Below are 15,952 nucleotides of genomic sequence, written 5' to 3'. Positions count from 1 at the left end.
TCTGTATTCGAACAGCGGTCAACTGTCCGTGTATGTAAGTCCTTTTATAATCTGTGATTTATAATACCACTATTCCGATGCTTTTGATATACTTTTTTGGAGTTTGCAAAATTTTCATAAAGAGCTTACATAAATATGGTCAAATTTCACTCTTCTCATGTATGATGTGGAAGAATAATTTGTTGGAGTTTCCGGCTTTTTGCTTGCTAACTTCGTTCTTTGTTCCTGATTTAATTCTCGGTTACCCGACTTTCGTCCCGGTTTTACACTTCATGAATCTGCACACCAAGTCTCGACTTTTTGAAAAGGACCTGTCGTGCATGCTGAATTGCAGTCGTTTTACAATGAAGGGAGAGCACATCATGTTAAATCGTTCTATCAGCCGTAAAATCATTACCCTGTCGGGAGCGATCATACTCGCGGTAAGCCTGCTTCTTTGCGGGAGTTTTTTCTTCATATTCAATAATACCCTCCACACCCGGATCATTCCCGAATTCAGCAAAACGCTGGATTTGAGCATTTCCGAAATCGGGGGCGGTATCGATTCGACGCAGGCCGGCATGGCCGCCAAAGCAAACGCCGCCGCTTCGATGAAGCTTCAGACGTACCTCAACGATTCCAAGTCCGAATTCCGACTCGAAAACGTGTATATCCTGGACGTGCAGGGCGAAGAAGTGGTCGTCGTGATGGCCAGCGCGGATTCCGAAATCGAAGTCGGACAGAAAATGGCCGTCTCGCCCCATATGCAGAAGGCGCTCAAAAGCGGCAAAGACGCGGTCATCACCCCGCTTAATCAAAACGGCGACGACGCCGACCTGCAGGGCTATCTGTCCGTTCCGGGCGGTACGCTGCTCGTAGGCGCCACGCTTGACGCCAACTTCGTGACGCAGGTGACGCAGGCGATCCTGCTGACGAGCCTCGGCATCACGGTCGTCGTGATCGTGCTCGGCGCGCTTGTCGCGGCGGCGGTCAGCCGCCAAATGACGAAGCCGCTCGGCCGTCTGGTCAAGCACGCTCAGCTCGTCGCCGAAGGCGACCTGCAGGCGAACATCGAAGTGAAAGGCCGCGACGAGATCGCGCAGCTCGCTTCGGCGTTCCAGCAGATGACGACCAATCTTCGCGGCATGATCGGCCAGGTGCTCGAAGCGACGGACCGGGTCAAAAACGATTCGCTCGAATTGTCCCGCGGCATCGTCGTGCTGTACGAAATCGGCGAACAATCTTCGTCGTCGGCTGCCGAAATCGCGCAGAGCAGCGAGACGGTCGCAAGCGGCACGGCAGAGAACGCCAAAGCGATGGAAGAGATCAGCGGCGGCATCCAGCATATCGCCGAATCCGCCGCCGAAGTCAACGATCAGATCTCCCGCGCTTCCGAAGAAGCCGTCTCGGGCAACGCCCTTGCGCAGCAGGCCGTCGATCAGATGAACCGCGTGCAGGAGACGACCGTCCAGGCCCGGGCCTATATCGAAACGATGGGATCGAGTTCCGACGAGATCACCGAAGTGCTCGAAGCGATCACGAGCATCTCCAAGCAGATCCAGATGCTGTCGCTCAACGCTTCGATCGAAGCGGCGCGCGCCGGCGAACACGGCCGCGGCTTTGCCGTCGTCGCGGAAGAAGTGCGCAAGCTGTCCGACCAGTCCCGCGCAGCGACCGGCCAGATCGAACACTCCCTCAGTTCGCTGCGCGAAAACTCGCAGCGCTCCGTGGACGCGATCGGTTCGGTGCACACCGAAATCGTGTCCGGCGCGGAAGCGGTTCGCCGCGCGGGCAGCGCTTTCGGCGAGCTGATGGGTCTGATGCAGCGGTTCAGCCAGTCCGTGCAGGACGTGTCGTCGTCGACCCAGCAGGTATCCGCCGGCAGCCAGCAGGTCAGCGCTTCGGTCGAGGAAACGGCCCGGATCACGGAACGCGTTCAGGCGCGGGTCGCGGACGTATCGAGCGGCAGCGCCCGGCAGCTGGAAGAAATGGAACTGTATGCACGTACCGTCGGCGAATTGACCCGGCAGGCGGAAGAACTCGAAGACACCGTGCGGCGCTTCAAGATCTGACCGCGCTGGCCGGGCTGAACGGTCTGGACGGTCTGAGCGATCTGAGCAAAAAAAGCCGCATGCAGCCGTCCGCCCAGCCGTGCAGCGGATATCATCCGGCGGAAAAGGTACTCATCTTCCTCCCCTCGAATAATCAAATCATCGAACGCAAAAAGGCCGGAGAGTCCTTCTCCGGCCTTTTTGTCGAGCTTTGAACGCTGTTCGGGACCTATCGAACCGGGAATCGAACCGGCGGAACGTTACTTCGCGCTCCGCGGCGGACCGTCCGCCCGGAACAGCAGCTGCGGCGCGCCGATCTCTTCGCGCCGCACGACGAGCGGCGGGGCGACGCCGAATACGCCGCCGACGATGTCCGGCGCCAGCACTTCTTCCGGCGTGCCTTCGGCCGCCCGGCTGCCTTCGCGCAGCAGCAGCAGCCGCCCGGCATACTGGGCGGCCAGGTTCAGGTCGTGCAGCACGGCCACGACCGTAAGCCCTTCTTCCTCGCGCCACTCCCGCACCAGCTCCATGACGTCGAGCTGATAATAAATGTCCAGGTACGCGGTCGGCTCGTCCAGCAGCAGAATCTCGGGCTGCTGCGCCATGACCTGCCCGAGCGCGGCGCGCTGCCGCTGCCCGCCGCTCAGTTCGTCGAGGCGGCGCGGCAGCAGCGCCGTCAGTTCCAGCCGCCGCGCAATGCGGGCGAGCCGCTCCGGCGCATCGGGGTCGGGATCGCGGCCGAAGCGGTCGCGGTACGGGAAGCGCCCCATCTCCAGCGCGTCCCGTACCGTCAGGCCGAGCGGCGGCAGGCCTTCCTGCGGCAGCACGGCCAGGCGGCGAGCCTGTTCGCGGCGGCTGTATGCCGCAAGCGGCCGGCCGTCCAGGCGGACTTCGCCGGCCGACGGGCGCTCCGCGCCGGAGACCAGCCCGAGCAGGCTGGTCTTGCCGCTGCCGTTGGGCCCGAGCACGGCCCACCATTCGCCGCGCCGTACCGTCCAGTCCAGCGGACGGACGGCTTCGCGCTCGCCGTAAGCGCACGCCGCGCCGCGCAGCTCGATCGCCGGCGGGACGCTTTCGTCCGCGCGGGCGCCCGGCGATCCGGCGTCCGCCGCCGATGCGGCGCCGTTCTCGGCTCCGGCGGCCGACCCGGTCGAATGCCGATCCGGACCGGCCGCCCGCCGGTACGCCCATGCCGCGAATACGTTTCTCCGCTTCATCCGATCCCTCCTTTGCCGCGCTTGCCCCGCTGCAGCAGAAGCGCGAAGAACGGCGCGCCGGCGAACGCCGTCACGACGCCGAGCGGAATCTCCGATCCGCCGAGCAGCGAGCGGGCCAGCGTGTCGGCCCACATCAGGAACAGCGCTCCGCCGAGCGCGGACAGCGGCACGAGCAGCCGGTAATCCGGTCCGGCGATCAGCCGGATCATATGCGGCACGACGAGGCCGACGAAGCCGATCACGCCGGACACCGATACGGCGGCGGCCGCGACCAGCGTAGCTGCCAGCAGCACGGACGTTTTGGTGCGCTCGGTGTTCAAGCCGAGCTGCGCCGCCCTGCGCTCGCCGAGCGCGAACAGATTCATCGCGCCCGCGTTCGCCCACAGAAACAGCCCGCCGATCAGCACGTACGGCAGCAGCAGCGCCGAATAGCTCCAGCCCCGCAGGTTCAGGCTGCCCATCGTCCAGAACAGAATCTCGTTCACCGGACGGTCGGACAGCGCCGACAGAAACGTCACCGCCGCGCCGAGAAACGACTGCATGACGACCCCGGCCAGCAGCAGCCCGTGCACGGGAAGCCTGCCCCGGTCCCGGGCCAGCGCCAGCACGGCAAACAGCGTCGCCGCGCCCGTCACGAACGCGGTCAGCGGAAGCGTCCACTGCCCGATCCAGGCCGTGCGCAGCCCGAAGAAGATCAGGAGCGCCGCACCGATCGAAGAACCGGACGAGACGCCAAGCGTGAACGGATCGGCGAGCGGATTGCGCAGCACGCCCTGGAAAGCGGCGCCGGCAAGCGCCAACGCCGCGCCGACGAGCATCGACAGCACGATGCGCGGCAGCCGTACCCGCAGCACGATCTGCGCCGAAGCCTCGTCCCACGTCTGCGCAACGGCGCTGCCGATACCCGGCAGTTCGTGCAGCAGAATGCCCGCGATCTGGCCGGCGGGCAGGTTGACCGAACCGATCCGCAGCGTCAGCACGAGGCTTGTCAGCAGCAGGGCGACGGCAAGCAGTCCGTATCCGCCCAGCCGGCGGATCATTGCCGCTTATCCGGATAGATCGCGTCGAACACCGCGATCAGCCCTTCGGACAAGCGGGGTCCGGGACGGCTGACCAGATTGTCGTCGATCGCGACCAGTCGGTTTTCCCGGATCGCCGTCAACTGCTGCCAGCCGCTCCGCTCTTTGATCGTCTTGGGGTCGACCGACAGCTTGCTGTAGAGCACGACGTCGGGATTCGCCGCGATGATCGCTTCGGCATCCACTTCGCTCCAGCCCTGCGTATCCGCGGCGGCGTTGACCGCACCGGACGTCTCGATCAGCTCGTGCATGAATTCGCCGGTGCCGACCGTCCAGCCCGGCGAAAATTCCAGATACACCGTTTTGCGCTCGTCTTCCGCAATGGAAGCGGCCGCCGTGCGCACCTGTTCGATCCCGGCGCGCATCTTGTCGGTTACCGCTTTGGCTGCGCTTTGGCGATCGACGATCTCGCCGTACGTCGCGATATCGGTCATGACGTCTTCCAGCGTATCCGGATTGAACTTGAACACGGTCAGTCCGAGCCCGCGCAGCGATTCGACCGTCGCGTCGTCGGTGAGATCCGCCGTGAACACGATGTCCGGCTGCGCAGCCACGATCGCTTCGGTGTTCAGTTCGAAGCCGCCCATTTTGGGCTTGCTTTGCGCCGCTTCCGGGTAATCGTCGTTGTCCGAGACGCCGACGATCTGCTCGTCCAGGCCGAGCGCGAACAGCGATTCCGTCTCGGACGGCGCCAGCGAGACGATCCGCTTCGGCGCGGACTCGAACGTCACTTCCGTACCGGTCGCGTCTGTAAGCGTGAGCGGATAAGAGGTCTGCCGCGCAGCGTCTGCCGCCTGCGACGAATCGGCCGGCGCCGCGGCCTGTCCGGCGGCCTGACTCTCGTTCGGCGCAGGCTGCGGCGCTTCCGCCGTCCGGCTGCCGCACGCGGCAAGGCCCACAGCCAGCAGCAGCGCGGAGACGCCGGTCAGCAGAAATTTTCGGCCGCGGATTAAGACTGCGCCGGTCTGTTTGTCGTTGTTCTCGTGTGTCATGGTGGTTCCCCCTTGAATGTCTGTTCGGCGTGTGTCTGCATGTACCCAAACAAAAAGCCCGATCCGGCCGGTTGGCGGAAAGGGCTTCAGGGACGCACGCCAAAAGACCCCGGAGCGCGGGCCTCAAAAAACGGCGGGCGGGGGATCGGAGTCTTGGGCGTACGTGCAAGGAGCGTCTTTCCTCGAAGACGGGACCCGCAATCGGGTCTGCCGGGCAGGTCTCCTGACTCACGGGGGGCCATGCGGAATCCGCCTTCTCGCGTATGATCGCAATGGCGTCGTGGATTCCTCCCGTGTTACAGTGGCGGGACCGTGCCGGACTTGCACCGGCTTCCCTTTTAACCTGCGGGCTTCGCCTGACCGGAAACGTTCCGTCAGACAGCCCTCGCAGGACCTCGGCAGCTGTACTGTTGCAGTTATCGCCTTTCGATTATAGGGGATAGGCAGGCTTTATGACAACCGCAGCGACGAATAAAAACGACAAATAAAGCCCCGGCTTCTCTCCCTGAGGAGCGAGGCCGGAGCCGTTTGGGCTGTTGGATGAGTCGAATTGTCGGGCCTTTTTCGGACTGCCCGCTTATGGGGTTCAGACTTTGGGATCCGCGCCGCGGTCGCCGGTATGGCTGGCCGTGCGGTTCTCCTGGTCTTTGAGACGATTCTGCTGGTCGAGGACCTGGCCTTTGGTCGCTTCGATGTCCGAAGGAACGTTTCTGCCGCTGCCTTCCACTTGGTTCTCCACAAACTTTTTCAACTCGCCGCCCTGATCGTTCGCTTTTTTCTGTTCGAGAAGTTCTTTGGCTTTGTCGTCCATGTCGGTCAACCTCCTGGCTGCATTTCAGTAGTTGGGTTCTGTTCGTTGTCGCTCGCGTTTGCGGTCGCTGCTTACCTGCGCATATTTTGCTGGTCTTTGAGTCTGTTCTGTTGATCCGTGCGCTGGTCTTTGGTCGCCTCTACCCGGCTCGGTACCGCGGACTCCGCCGTTTCGACCTGATTCTCGACAAAATGCTTCAATTCGCCGCTGTGATCATGATCTTTTTTGTGATCCAGCAGGCTTTTGGCTTTGTCATCCATCCTGTTCAACCTCCTTCATCCGCCGGCCGCTTGCGCGTCCGCCGCTGTTTGGCGTTGGGTCGGGATACGTATGTATTACCCGCCATCTGCCGCATCAAACGAAAAAAGTCTTTTTTCCCCGCCTTCAATCGGTCGCAAAGACTGGTCTTGGACGATTTGTTTGGTTTACAATAAGAGAGGTTAAAATGAGAGGCGAAATCGACTCGAAACGGGAGGCCATACCATGCTTTTTATCGACAATCAGGGCATTCACGATCCGCGAATCAACCTGGCGATCGAAGAATTCGTGCTGCGTCATCTGCCGATGGACGGCGACAGCTATCTGCTGTTCTACATCAACGAACCGTCGATCATTATCGGCAAGCACCAAAATACGGTTGAAGAGATCAACGCCGAGTACGTCAAAGCGAACGATCTGCACGTCGTGCGCCGTTTGTCCGGCGGCGGCGCGGTCTACCATGACCTCGGCAACCTGAATTTCAGCTTCCTGACCCAGGACGACGGCCAATCGTTCCACAATTTCCGCAAATTTACCGAACCGATGGTCGAAGCGCTGCACGATATGGGCGTCGAAGCCCAACTGTCCGGCCGCAACGATCTTCAGGTCGGCGAACAGAAAATTTCCGGCAACGCCCAATTTTCGACGCGCGGACGCATGTTCAGCCACGGCACGCTCATGTTCGACTCCGAACTGGACAACGTGCATTCGGCGCTGAAAGCGAATCCCGAAAAGTTCAAATCGAAAAGCACCAAATCGGTCCGCAGCCGCGTCGCCAACATCTCGGAGTTCATGAACGAGAAGCTGACGATGCAGCAGTTCCGCGACAGCATTTTGCGCCATATTTTCAACGTGGAGCCGAATGAAGTACCGGAGTACAAACTGACCGAAGAAGACTGGAAAAAGATCCATGAGATTTCCGAGGAACGCTACCGGAACTGGGATTGGAACTACGGCCAGTCGCCGGCCTACAACGTCAAGCACGCGAAGAAATTCCCGGTCGGCATCATCGACCTGCGCATGGACGTCAACAACGGCCATATCGAAGACATTACGATCTTCGGCGACTTTTTCGGCGTGGGCGACGCGTCCGAAGTGGCAGCCCTGCTGCGCGGCAAACGGTACGAAGAATCGGACGTTCGCGCAGCGCTCGAAGGCGTGGACCTGAAGCATTACTTCGGCAGCATCGAGATGGACGACTTCGTTGGGCTCGTCTTTTTGCAGGACTGAACGGGCACGGAATCCGGACTGAAGCATAGACAAAACAGATAAACAGAAAGAGACGGGAGAGAAACCATGACTTACAAATTGATTGCGATCGATATCGACGACACCCTGATCAACGACGACAAACAGGTAACCCCTGCCACGCAGGCTTCGCTGGAAGAAGCGGTAGCCGCCGGCGTGGTCGTCACGCTCGCGACAGGCCGCGCTTACGCGTCCGCCAAGCAGCTCGCCGCCCAGACGGGGCTCAACGTGCCGATCATTACGTATCAGGGCGCGCTGGTCAAAAACCTGATCGACGGCAAAGTGCTGCTGGAACGCCATGTGCCGGTCGAAGCGGCGCTCAAGCTCGGCAAATACTGCCTGGATCACAATCTGCACCTGCAAACGTACATCGACGACAAACTGTACGCGCGCGAAGAAAACGAGAAGCTGATCGCTTATTCGCAGCTGAACAATACGCGCTTCTACCTGGAGCCGGATTTTGAAAAACTGTTCTCGCAGCCGACGCCGAAAATGCTCATCATCGACGATCCCGACTTCCTCGACGAGCTGGCTCCCAAGCTGCACGAACTGCTCGGCGACCAGGTGCATATTACCAAGTCCAAGCCGCATTTCCTGGAAATTATGCACCATGAAGGCACCAAAGGCCACGCGCTCGCTTTCCTCGCCGACTACTTCGGCTGCTCGCTGGAAGAAACGATCGCGATCGGCGATTCCTGGAACGACCACGAGATGCTCGAAGCCGCCGGCCTCGGCGTCGCGATGGGCAACGCGATCGAACCGCTCAAAGCGATCGCCGATTTTATCTCGCTCGGCAACAACGAAGACGGCGTCAAAGTCGTGATCGACAAGTTCGTGTTCGGCAGATAACGGGCGGCTTCCCCTTGCAGGATGGATCAGAACCTATAGGCGTATATAAAAAAGCCCGGGAGCTTCCGCTTCCGGGCTGTTTGTTCGTCTTTTTTTGCGAAAACCGGCTCATGAACGACAACGAAGCCGTTCTTTGCACACGCGGCAGACGTATGGCCTACTCTTCCGTATGCTCCGCTTTTTCCTCGCTATTCAACTTGTCCAGGCCCGGTTCGTCGATCGCGCTCGGCGACTGCGTTCCGGCATGATCTTCCTGAATATCCGCGGCCGCCTGCGCCATGCGGGGATCGACTTCTCCCGGCACGTTGCCGACATGGGCGTCCGGACGTTTTTCGCCCGGCGTCTCGGCTTCGATCGTGCGTTCTTCCATCGATCCGTCGTCTCGCAGGTTGGTCGTCTCGTCTGCGGTCGGATCGGGCGATTCGTGGTTTCTTTGTCCTTTTTCTTCATTCGGTTCCAACATGATAAAATCCCTCCATAATTTGAATTTTTCGCTTGGCTATTCGCTGCCCGGCCTGGCGCCGACCGGCTTCCCGTCTTCCGCCGGCCGCTACCGCTTCAGTTCCGCGATCGTTCCCGTGCTGGCCGCCGAGACGTTCGGAGGCAGCTCCGGCAGCCGGTTCAAATCGACGTCGTGCGACATATGCGTATACAGCGTCCGAGCCGGGCGAACTTCGCGGATCAGCTCGGCCGCTTCGCGCATATCGTACACGGAACGGGTCGAATAGTCGGCGTCTTCCTGCACGAAACTCGTTCCCAGTACCAGCAGATCGGCGCTGCGCATCGGTTCGATCTCCTCGCGGGACAGTCCGATCGAGTCGGGGCAGTAGACCCAGGCGAAGCTGTCTTTTTCAAGACGGTATGCATACGAATACCCGTTCTTGCCGTGATTGACCCGCCAACCGAAAATGTTCCACCCTCCGAGCGTCAATCCGTCCCCGATCTCCCGCAGGTCCAAATTCCGGTCCAGCCACGGGTAACGGTCCCGAATGGCCTCCAGCACTTCGCCCGGCGCATACAAAATTCCCCGCGTTTCCGTCCATCGGCATTGGTCGGCCCATTCCCACAGTCCGCCGATATGATCGAAATGCGGATGCGTGACCAGAACGGTCTCCACCGTACGGATACCCCGCGCTTCCATCTGCACCCGCCAATCCGGCCCGCAGTCGATCAAGAACCGGCTGCCGCCGCTTTCCTCCACCGCGACCATCGACCGCAGCCGGCGATTGACGCCTGTCGTTCTCGCTTCTTCGCAGACGCCGCAGTCGCAGTACACGCGCGGCACGCCCATCGCGTCGCCTGTCCCCCAAAATACCAACCGATCTTCCGCCATTGCGCTCACCTTCCTTGTCTGTCCCGGCTTCGCGCCGCTTCTCCCTTGGATTATACCCCGATTTTCCGGCTTCAAAAACAATCCGCAGCAGACGCCCAAGTTTCATTCCGGTATAATGGGAAGTATCCATTTTCGCTATATAAGGAGACTCCATGAAAAAATTCGTCACGTCCAAAGCCGTCTGGATACCGTTCGTGCTTGTTCTGGTCCTCGGCCTTGTGCAAAATTACAACTCCGGCGCAAGCCCGGTATCCGTCCTCACCTCTTCCCTCGTCGCCGCCGTCATCGCGGGCGTCGTGATCGGCGGCGTCATCTACCTGATGTTCGAACTCAGCGGCATGCGCCGGGGCAGGAAATAAAAAGCGAACGGTTACGCGCCGACGGGCATCCATGCCCGGCCTGCCGCCTGCTTGTTTCCCTCACTCGTCGCATGCCGGCTTGCCAAGAGCAGCCGCACGTACGCAAAAGCGCCAGACCCGGGATCTTTCCCGAGCCTGGCGCTTTTTGGCATGCATACGAATTTGGGGTCTGTTCGTGGTATCGCCTTTTGCTGAAAAGAAACGCCGCCCAAGACAGACGCTGCCCACGATTCCCAACGTAAACGGTATGCCCGCACGTAAGGGAGCCGCCAACCGGACCCGCGTCGGACCTGCGTCACCCCCTGCGTCGCTCCTGCTTCTGCTTGCCTAACGAATCCTGAGCACGCTATTCCGGCCTTTTCAGCCTTTTCCAAAATCCAACGAATCGTCATATCGCTAATCGCGCTCCATCGTCACTTTTGCCTCCAAATGAGCCGAATAACGCTATAAGGATTCGTTACAATCCGAAAAAGGCCATAAACGCATAATTAGCGATACAAGGATTCGTTACAATCCACGCCGCCCTTGAACTTGCCCTTGGCGCCGCGGCACGCCAGCCCTCCCTTGAACTCGGGCTCTTGAACTTGCCCTTGGCGCTGCGGCACGCCAGCCCTCCCTTGAACTCGGGCTCTTGAACTTGCCCTTGGCGCTGCGGCACGCCAGCCCTCCCTTGAACTCGGGCTCTTGAACTTGCCCTTGGCGCTGCGGCACGCCAGCCCTCCCTTGAACTCGGGCTCTTGAACTTGCCCTTGGCGCTGCGGCACGCCAGCCCTCCCTTGAACTCGGGCTCTTGAACTTGCCCTTGGCGCTGCGGCACGCCAGCCCTCCCTTGAACTCGGGCTCTTGAACTTGCCCTTGGCGCCGCGGCACGCCAGCCCTCCCTTGAACTCGGGCTCTTGAACTTGCCCTTCCGCCCTCCCCGAAACGGGTGAGCTGATTTCGAATTGGAGCGACTTTCGGCTTTCCTCCTCTTCCTCTAATTCCTTATTCCAATCAAAGAGGAGGAAAACGACCCGGAGCGACAATCGAAATCAGCGAACCCCCGCCAATACCTCATACCACACCCCCCGCTTCGAATACAGCTTCTCCCTCACTTCGCTCCACCCGCCGAGATAGCCAATATCGAACAGTCCCGGCGGCTCCGGGTAATCCGCTTTGAACTCCGCATAGACGGAAGATTCCGTCGGCCGGAATCCGTTCTCGGCGAACACGCGCTGCGCCTGAGGCGACCAGAGGAAGTCGAGGAACGCTTCGGCGGCGTCGCGCGTACCGTGCTTGTCGACGTTCTCGTCGACGACGGCGGCGGGGTTCTCGATCAGGATCGTATCGTCCGGCACGACCACTTCGTAGGTCGCGCCCTGCTTGATGCGGGCGACCAGCTCGTTCTCGTAGGTCACGAGCGCGTCGCCGACGCCGTATTCGAACGCCGCCATCGAAGCGCGGCCGCTTTTGTCGAGCGATTCGATATTCGCGTGGACCGACTGCAGGAACGCTTTGGCAAAAGCCGGATCTTTCCGGCCCGTCTCGCGCTCCGACTCTTTGAGGCCCGCGCCGTAGATCGCGTTGATGTCCCACTGGGCGCCGCCCGACGTCTTCGGATTCGGGTACAGCACTTTGACGCCGGGCTTCGCCAGATCGGCGAAGCTGCGAATGCCGAGCGGATTCCCTTCCCGCGTGCCGATGACGGCGACGGAACGGGTAATCATGCCTTTTGCCGGCTTGTCCTTCCAATTCTCGTTCACGAGCCCGGCTTTCGTCAGCTTGTCGATATCGCCTTCGAGCGACAGCAGCGTGACGTCCGCTTCGAACCCGCCGACAATCGCGCGCGCCTGTGTGCCGGACGCTTCGTACGATTCCTCGAACGTCACCGTCTGCCCCGTTTCCGCTTTCCATTTTTGCTGAAAAAGAGGGATGATGTCCTGCACGGAATCTTTGACGACGCTGTAGGCGCCGATCACGAGCGTCACGTCGCCCTGCGGCGCCCCGCCGTCCCCGGCTTCGGCCGAAGGGCCCTGCGCTCCGCAGCCGGCCAGCAGGCCGCCCAGCAGGGCAAGCGACGCCGCAAGCGCCGGCAGCCGCTTGTACAAACCGCCCAGGCGGCGCTTGTCGCCGGCCGGGCGGCTAACGTTCGCTTCCGCCGTACCTGCGCTGCTCTGTACCGCCGCTGCCGTACTTCGTCCGCGCGGATCCGCCGCTGCGCCGGCTTCGCTCGCCGCCGACGCCTCGCCGCCGCTCTGTACCGCCGCTGCGCCGAATCCGCTCACCGCCGCCGTACCTCCGGCCGCAAGTTTTTCACGCAGGATGTTCCTGCCCTGTCCACGTCCAAGTTCGCGTTTCATCCGCTTCACACCCTTGTCTAAGATGCGGCTTCGGCCCCGATCTCCGCTTGCGCCGCCCGTTATGGTCTTCCGGACCCGTCAGATCATCATCGACATCGGGTCGGCTTTGTACCGGTTCTCGGCGATCCAGCTGCGCTGCTCGTTGTACAGGTAGGCGCGGTGCACCATGACGCGCACGGGATCGCCGATTTGCAGCGGTTCTTTCTCCAGCGAACGGTACGTGATCAGGCGCTGCTCGCCGACCTGCACCTCGACCAGCCACTGGCTGCCGCGGAAATGCAAATGGCGCACGACGCCTTCTTCCGTCGCCGACAGCAGCGCAAATTCGCTCGGACGGCCGACTTCGACGTATTCGGGACGGATCAGCGCGCGCGTGCCGCTCGTCTGGGCGGCCAGATCGAATCCGTGCAGCCTGACCGCATGCTCGATCTGCGTCGATTCGCCGATAAACGAAGCGACGAACGGCGTGGCCGGCTCTTTGTAGATGTCCCACGGCGTGCCTTTTTGCTCGACCTGCCCCTGGCTGATGACCATGATCTCGTCCGCGACTTCGATCGCTTCGTCCTGGTCGTGCGTGACGAAAATCGACGTGATGCCGACGCGCTCGATCAGCTCGCGCAGCCACGAACGCAGCTCCTGCCGGATCTTGGCGTCGATCGCCGCGAACGGCTCGTCGAGCAGCAGCAGTTGGGGCTCCGGCGCAAGCGCGCGTGCAAAAGCGACCCGCTGGCGCTGTCCGCCCGACAGCTGCTGCGGATACCGCTGCTCGAAGCCTTTGAGTCCGGTCAGCTCGACCAATTCCGCGACCCGCTCGCGGATTTGCGTTTTGGACGCTTTTTGCACTTTGAGGCCGTACGCGATATTTTCCTGCACCGTCATATGCTTGAACAGCGCGTAGTTCTGGAACACGAAGCCGATTCCGCGCTCCTGCGGCGGCAGGGCGTTGACCCGTTTGCCGTGGAACAGAATCTCGCCGGCATCGGGGCTTTCCAATCCCGCCAGCATGCGCAGGATAGACGTTTTGCCGCCGCCGCTCGGACCGAGCAGCCCGATCAAATGTCCTTTTTGAATATCGAACGAGACGTCTTTTACCGCGTGAAAACTGCCAAAATGCTTGTCCAGTCCGCGAACCTCCACATGCTGCATCCTAATGCACTTCCCTTCTTTTCTTCGTCCATTCCATAAGCAGCAGCAGACCCGCCGAGAACGCCGCCAAGATCAGCGCCACCCCGCCGGCCGCCGCGATATTGAAGTTTTCCACGTCCTGGTACACGAGCGTCGTCGCCGTCTGCGTCCGGTTGATGATATTGCCCGAGACGACGAGCACCGCGCCGAATTCGCCCATCGAACGCGCGACCGTCAGCACCGCGCCGTAGGCGACGCCCCAGCGGATCGACGGCCAGGTCACGCGGCGGAACGTCGTCCAGCCGTAGGCGCCGAGCGTGGCCGAAGCCTGCTCCTGGTCGTCGCCGATTTCTTCGAGCACCGGCATAATTTCGCGCACCATGAGCGGAAACGTCACGAACAGCGTCGCAATGACCATGCCCGGGAAGGCATAGACGATATTGACCCCGATGTTGGCAAAAAAAGCGCCGATCGACGTATCCGGTCCGACCAGCAGCACGATCATCAGGCCGCCGATCACGGGAGATACCGCATAAGGCAGATCGACGATGCTGTTCATGATGCCGCGCAGCCGCCGGCCGAGCCATTTGCCCCGCACGAGATAGAGCGCGGTCATGATGCCGAAGAGGCCGTTGAGCACCGTCACGCAGAGCACGACGAGACCGGTCATCATGAGCGCGTGCAGCGCTTCGGGCCGGCTGATCGATTCGACGAAGCCTGTCCAGCCGTTCGAGAACGCGCTTTGCACCATTTTGGCCAGCGGTGCGACCAACAGGACGGCGAACACGAGATAAGTCAGCAGGATCCACAATTTTCTCATCGTCACGCTCTCCCTCCCCGACGCTGCACCCTGTTAATGAACCAAAGGATGAGCAGCGACAGCGTCAGCAGCAGCACCGATACGGCGGCCGCGCCGAGATTGTTGTCGCTCTCCACTTCCCCGTAGATGAACACGGAAGCGGTGAGCGTCTTGGCCGGAATATTGCCCGCAACGAGCACGACGGCTCCGAACTCGGCTAAGGCGCGCGAGAAGGCCAGCATGGCGCCTCCCACGATGCCCGGCGCGATCTGCGGCAGGATGACCCGGAAAAAGGTCGCCGCGCGCGACGCTCCGAGCGTATACGAAGCTTCTTCGGCCGAAGCGTCCATCTCTTCGAGCAGCGGCTGAATCGCGCGGATCACGAACGGAAACGTCACGAACACCATCGCGATTACGATTGCCGGCTGGTGAAATACGATCGTAAAGCCAAGCTTCTCCGCGATGCCGCCGACCCAACTGTTCGGACCGAGCAGCAGCAGGATCATCAGTCCGCCGACCGCGGTCGGCAGCGCGAACGGCAGGTCCACGAGACTGTTCAGGATCGCCCGTCCGTGGAACCGGTAGCGGACGAGCACCCAGGCGATCATCGTGCCCAACAGCACGTTGATGATCGTCGCGATCAGCGCGAGTCCCAGCGTGAGCAGCACCGCTTTCCAGGCGATTGGATCGGCGATGCTTTCCCAGAACGGCGCCCAGCCGTCGGTGAACGCATAGACGTAGACGCCCGCGATCGGAAGCACGATCAATACGACGAAATACAGCAGGACCGTCGTGCGAAAACCGTAGGTCCAGCCTTTGTGACGCAGCCATGACGTTTGCACCGGATATTCCTCCATTTTGAAGCGGCCGGCGCCTTGAGGATCTCGTACGCCGGAAAAGCTTCATCGCATTATTCCCATTAGTCTACTCGGTTTAACTTACTGCATAATGTAACAGGGTTAACGACCAGCGTCAATCACCTTTTTACCAAAAGGAAATAAACGCCAGGGCAAACAGGCAAACGATTGCCGGGTATATAAAGGGTAGACGAAGCGCGTCGGCGCAAATCCGCTTATCCAAGGAGGTTATGCTTATGCTGCATACATTTGAACTGTCCACGTCCCGCCGGGACGAGATCGTCGATATTACGCCGCGGGTCAAAGAACTGGTGCGCCAAAGCGGCGTGACGAACGGGATCGCCATGGTCTACTGCCCGCACACGACCGCCGGCATCGCTATTAACGAAAACGCCGATCCCGACGTGAAGCGCGACATCCTGATGATCCTCGACGAAGTGTATCCGTGGGAACATCCCAAATACCGCCACGCCGAAGGCAATACCGCCGCGCATCTCAAAGCGATTACGTGCGGTTCGTCGCAGACGATCATCGTGGAAAAAGGCAGGCTGCTGCTCGGCACGTGGCAGGGCATCTATTTCTGCGAATTCGACGGTCCCCGCTCGCGAACGTTCAAAGTGAAAATTATGGAAGGTTAGCCTCAAACTCTCCATATC

Annotated in this window: 16 protein-coding genes and 1 riboswitch; of the genes, 5 read left to right on the top strand and 11 right to left on the bottom strand. The window is 60.9% G+C overall.

The window, feature by feature from the left end; all coding sequences use genetic code 11:
• Positions 1-362 precede the first annotated feature (362 nt).
• Positions 363-2,051: a methyl-accepting chemotaxis protein gene (locus tag FFV09_RS17275; RefSeq protein WP_170315065.1), complete on the top strand. Its 1,689-nt coding sequence runs from the start codon at positions 363-365 to the stop codon at positions 2,049-2,051.
• 239 nt (positions 2,052-2,290) lie between these two features.
• On the opposite strand, the gene FFV09_RS17270 is transcribed toward FFV09_RS17275, so the two are convergent.
• From FFV09_RS17270 to FFV09_RS17250, 5 genes are all read right to left on the bottom strand, one after another.
• Positions 2,291-3,247 carry an ABC transporter ATP-binding protein gene (locus FFV09_RS17270; RefSeq protein ID WP_141448978.1) on the bottom strand — a complete coding sequence of 319 codons (957 nt, stop codon included), beginning with the start codon at positions 3,245-3,247 and terminating at the stop codon, positions 2,291-2,293.
• A complete protein-coding gene (locus tag FFV09_RS17265; RefSeq protein WP_141448977.1) occupies positions 3,244-4,287 on the bottom strand; it encodes a FecCD family ABC transporter permease in 1,044 nt (347 codons plus the stop codon). The genes FFV09_RS17270 and FFV09_RS17265 overlap by 4 nt, the downstream gene beginning before the upstream one ends.
• Complete coding sequence (locus FFV09_RS17260) at positions 4,284-5,318, bottom strand: ABC transporter substrate-binding protein (RefSeq protein WP_141448976.1); 1,035 nt, start codon at positions 5,316-5,318, stop codon at positions 4,284-4,286. The genes FFV09_RS17265 and FFV09_RS17260 overlap by 4 nt, the downstream gene beginning before the upstream one ends.
• Before the next feature lie 196 nt (positions 5,319-5,514).
• A riboswitch (cobalamin riboswitch) is annotated at positions 5,515-5,698 on the bottom strand.
• Positions 5,699-5,904: 206 nt separating this feature from the next.
• Positions 5,905-6,129: a hypothetical protein gene (locus FFV09_RS17255; RefSeq protein ID WP_141448975.1), complete on the bottom strand. Its 225-nt coding sequence runs from the start codon at positions 6,127-6,129 to the stop codon at positions 5,905-5,907.
• Between the two features lie 71 nt (positions 6,130-6,200).
• Entirely contained in the window at positions 6,201-6,389 is a 189-nt protein-coding gene (locus FFV09_RS17250; RefSeq protein ID WP_141448974.1) for a hypothetical protein, read from the bottom strand.
• A 223-nt stretch (positions 6,390-6,612) separates the two neighbouring features.
• Between FFV09_RS17250 and lplA the strand changes: the two genes are divergently transcribed.
• Positions 6,613-7,617, top strand: coding sequence for a lipoate--protein ligase (gene lplA, locus FFV09_RS17245; RefSeq protein WP_141448973.1), 1,005 nt, complete (start codon positions 6,613-6,615; stop codon positions 7,615-7,617).
• A gap of 66 nt (positions 7,618-7,683) precedes the next feature.
• Positions 7,684-8,484: a Cof-type HAD-IIB family hydrolase gene (locus FFV09_RS17240; protein ID WP_141448972.1), complete on the top strand. Its 801-nt coding sequence runs from the start codon at positions 7,684-7,686 to the stop codon at positions 8,482-8,484.
• Between the two features lie 157 nt (positions 8,485-8,641).
• Here FFV09_RS17240 and FFV09_RS17235 read toward each other — a convergent pair whose 3' ends face one another.
• Together FFV09_RS17235 and FFV09_RS17230 are read right to left on the bottom strand one after the other, a co-directional pair.
• Positions 8,642-8,947 (bottom strand): hypothetical protein, encoded by a 306-nt coding sequence (locus FFV09_RS17235; RefSeq protein WP_141448971.1) that lies wholly within the window; start codon positions 8,945-8,947, stop codon positions 8,642-8,644.
• 87 nt (positions 8,948-9,034) lie between these two features.
• The gene (locus FFV09_RS17230) at positions 9,035-9,817 is read right to left on the bottom strand and encodes an MBL fold metallo-hydrolase (protein ID WP_141448970.1); all 783 of its coding nucleotides are present in this window, start codon (positions 9,815-9,817) and stop codon (positions 9,035-9,037) included.
• A 152-nt stretch (positions 9,818-9,969) separates the two neighbouring features.
• Between FFV09_RS17230 and FFV09_RS17225 the strand changes: the two genes are divergently transcribed.
• Positions 9,970-10,176 carry a hypothetical protein gene (locus tag FFV09_RS17225; protein ID WP_141448969.1) on the top strand — a complete coding sequence of 69 codons (207 nt, stop codon included), beginning with the start codon at positions 9,970-9,972 and terminating at the stop codon, positions 10,174-10,176.
• 1,031 nt (positions 10,177-11,207) lie between these two features.
• Here the strand turns inward: FFV09_RS17225 and FFV09_RS17220 are convergent.
• The 4 genes from FFV09_RS17220 to cysT all read right to left on the bottom strand — a co-directional run bounded on the left by FFV09_RS17220 (position 11,208) and on the right by cysT (position 15,296).
• Entirely contained in the window at positions 11,208-12,515 is a 1,308-nt protein-coding gene (locus FFV09_RS17220) for a sulfate ABC transporter substrate-binding protein (RefSeq protein ID WP_246098369.1), read from the bottom strand.
• A 78-nt stretch (positions 12,516-12,593) separates the two neighbouring features.
• Positions 12,594-13,661, bottom strand: coding sequence for an ABC transporter ATP-binding protein (locus FFV09_RS17215; RefSeq protein WP_141448968.1), 1,068 nt, complete (start codon positions 13,659-13,661; stop codon positions 12,594-12,596).
• A gap of 1 nt (position 13,662) precedes the next feature.
• Positions 13,663-14,460 (bottom strand): sulfate ABC transporter permease subunit, encoded by a 798-nt coding sequence (locus FFV09_RS17210; protein WP_141448967.1) that lies wholly within the window; start codon positions 14,458-14,460, stop codon positions 13,663-13,665.
• A gap of 2 nt (positions 14,461-14,462) precedes the next feature.
• The gene (cysT, locus tag FFV09_RS17205; protein WP_141448966.1) at positions 14,463-15,296 is read right to left on the bottom strand and encodes a sulfate ABC transporter permease subunit CysT; all 834 of its coding nucleotides are present in this window, start codon (positions 15,294-15,296) and stop codon (positions 14,463-14,465) included.
• Between the two features lie 236 nt (positions 15,297-15,532).
• On the opposite strand from cysT, the gene FFV09_RS17200 reads away from it, so the two are divergent.
• Positions 15,533-15,934, top strand: coding sequence for a secondary thiamine-phosphate synthase enzyme YjbQ (locus FFV09_RS17200; protein WP_141448965.1), 402 nt, complete (start codon positions 15,533-15,535; stop codon positions 15,932-15,934).
• The last annotated feature ends 18 nt before the right edge of the window (positions 15,935-15,952 follow it).

Source organism: Saccharibacillus brassicae (assembly GCF_006542275.1).
Lineage (GTDB): Bacteria > Bacillota > Bacilli > Paenibacillales > Paenibacillaceae > Saccharibacillus > Saccharibacillus brassicae.
This window is presented reverse-complemented; position numbering and strand designations above follow the sequence as displayed.